5 protein-coding genes are annotated in these 1861 nt (G+C 67.1%); 4 read left to right on the top strand and 1 reads right to left on the bottom strand.

The window, feature by feature from the left end:
* Nucleotides 1-180, bottom strand: a 180-nt coding sequence (locus tag AX703_RS28345; RefSeq protein WP_369821015.1) for a DUF6771 family protein, incomplete at its 3' end; no start/stop codon positions are given.
* On the opposite strand from AX703_RS28345, the gene AX703_RS11910 reads away from it, so the two are divergent.
* From AX703_RS11910 to AX703_RS27390, 4 genes are read left to right on the top strand one after another with little or no spacing between them, the layout of a single operon-like run.
* Nucleotides 161-775, top strand: coding sequence for an SOS response-associated peptidase (locus AX703_RS11910; protein WP_039338704.1), 615 nt, complete (start codon nucleotides 161-163; stop codon nucleotides 773-775). The genes AX703_RS28345 and AX703_RS11910 overlap by 20 nt on opposite strands.
* Before the next feature lie 53 nt (nucleotides 776-828).
* A complete protein-coding gene (locus AX703_RS11905) occupies nucleotides 829-1293 on the top strand; it encodes a hypothetical protein (RefSeq protein ID WP_062344294.1) in 465 nt (154 codons plus the stop codon).
* Nucleotides 1280-1621: a hypothetical protein gene (locus tag AX703_RS11900; protein WP_062344292.1), complete on the top strand. Its 342-nt coding sequence runs from the start codon at nucleotides 1280-1282 to the stop codon at nucleotides 1619-1621. Before AX703_RS11905 ends, AX703_RS11900 begins: the two co-directional genes overlap by 14 nt.
* Nucleotides 1618-1782 (top strand): hypothetical protein, encoded by a 165-nt coding sequence (locus tag AX703_RS27390; protein ID WP_156452032.1) that lies wholly within the window; start codon nucleotides 1618-1620, stop codon nucleotides 1780-1782. The genes AX703_RS11900 and AX703_RS27390 overlap by 4 nt, the downstream gene beginning before the upstream one ends.
* The last annotated feature ends 79 nt before the right edge of the window (nucleotides 1783-1861 follow it).

Raw genomic sequence — 1861 nt, 5'->3', positions numbered from 1 at the left:
CCGCGCCCAGCCCGGGGCGTCCAGGATCGCATGAGCGACAGCAGACGTATCGATTTGTTCCATGTCGATATGAGAACATAGAAAGAACATGTTTGCAAGACGGCTGGCACCGCTGCCCGTTCCGATTGACAGGGCAGGGTGGTCCGCCGAGCATCCCCCCATGTGCAAGTTGTATCGCATGACCAGGGCCCCTGGGAAAATCGTCCGGCTGTTCGGTGCGCGCGGCGGCGCAGGCGCGAACTTCGCCGCCGAAGTCTATCCCGGCTATCCCGGCCGTCGCCGAGGGCCAGACGCGGGTAGCCCCAAGGGCTTTCCTCTCGTCCTCAAAGGCAAGCACGGTCAACCGCTGAAGCCAAAGCCCGTCAACAACGCGCGTGAGGACAAGCTCGGCACTTCGTTCTGGCGGCCAAGCTTCGAGCGCCGCCGCTGCCTGATCCCGGTGACCGCCTGGGCCGAGGCCGAGGGCATCAAGGGTCAGATGACCCGGACCGGGTACTCGCTGGCGGGCGAAGAGGTCTTTGCCGTCGCAGGGCTGTGGCGCCCGACCGAAGAGTGGGGCGCGGCCTATTCAATGGTGATGGTGGATGGCTGCCCGCAGATGGGCGACGTACACGACCGCATGCCCGTCGTCCTCGCCCGAGAAAACTGGGAGCAGTGGCTCGCGGGCACACCTGCTGAAGCCTTCGCGCTGTGCCAGACCTGCTCCAGCGCACTCGCCGTCGATCGCACAGCCGAACGCTGGGGGGCAGGGAGGCCCACAGCGACGTCAGGCTGAGGGGAGGGGGGCTTCGCCGGTCGGATCAGACCCAAGCGAAAGGACCCAGGCCCATGGACGACCGAGCCCTCGTCCACATCACCATCGGCGGCGTATTGCCGCGCGAAAATCTTGCCCTCTTCGCCGCGCACGCGGCCGACTATGACCTGCGCACCGAGTGGGACGGCGAACCCTTCGATCCTGCGGCACTGCCCGGCGGCGAGCCGCTCGAGCTCTACGGCACCGAGCTCAATGGCGGACAGATTCCCGAGATCGACGCCTTCTGCGCCGAGCACGGCCTGCCGTTCCGCCGCTGGTCGGGCGGCTGCCTCGGTGCGTTCCTCCCCGAAATCGTCCTGTTCGATGGGCGAGGGCCGATGCGCGACTACACGGCAAGCGAAGACGAATTCGTTCTCTTCACCACGTCATGGATCAACAGCTTCACGCGGCTGCGCGATCTCAAACGCGAGATGGCCCGCGCCGAGATGACCATCCCGGCCTTCGAGGTGACCAGAGGTGCGAGCGATGACCGCAGCTGACGCAACCCTGCCGGCCGCCTCGCGCGAAGCCGTGCTCGCCCGCTTCCCGCTCTCGCGGGTGAGCGAGGCCTTCTTCGACGACATGCTCGGCGTCCTGCCCCCGGCGCACATCGCCGGCGTGCCAGGCTTCTTCGCCAGCGAGGCGGTGAGCGAGGACATCCACGCCCAGTTCGTTGCAGCCGGTGACCGCTTCTACGGGGGCTACGTCGGGCTCAAGGATCGTGCGGGTCTCATCACCCATGCGCGCATCGCCGAGTTCGAGGCAGCGCATCCGGACGCATTGGAACTTGCCTGGTATCCCGACAGCTCACTGGGGGCTGCGTCATGAGCCGGCACCGGATTCTCGAACTCGGTGCCGGTCCCGCCGACGGCGAGGCCTCGGGCGGCACCGGCCAGGCGCTGCGCATCGCCGCCAGCCACGGCGTCTCCGTCTTCAAGCTCCAGCCGCCGCGAACACGCGCCCACGTCGAGCGCCACCTCGTTCTCTGATCCGTTCAATTCCGTGTCTTCCGGCCGTTCTATCCCTTGCCTTGGCAACGGGACGCGTCGGCGCGCGGCAACACGAAAG

This window comes from Novosphingobium sp. CCH12-A3 (assembly GCF_001556015.1).
GTDB classification, from domain to species: Bacteria; Pseudomonadota; Alphaproteobacteria; order Sphingomonadales; family Sphingomonadaceae; genus Novosphingobium; species Novosphingobium subterraneum.
This window is presented reverse-complemented; position numbering and strand designations above follow the sequence as displayed.

Excerpts from the sequence above, each read along its gene's own strand:
- AX703_RS11910 (WP_039338704.1), top strand. The coding sequence starts at position 161 with ATGTGCAAGTTGTATCGCATGACCAGGGCCCCTGGGAAAATCGTCCGG.
- AX703_RS11905 (WP_062344294.1), top strand. The coding sequence starts at position 829 with ATGGACGACCGAGCCCTCGTCCACATCACCATCGGCGGCGTATTGCCG.
- AX703_RS11900 (WP_062344292.1), top strand. The coding sequence starts at position 1,280 with ATGACCGCAGCTGACGCAACCCTGCCGGCCGCCTCGCGCGAAGCCGTG.
- AX703_RS27390 (WP_156452032.1), top strand. The coding sequence starts at position 1,618 with ATGAGCCGGCACCGGATTCTCGAACTCGGTGCCGGTCCCGCCGACGGC.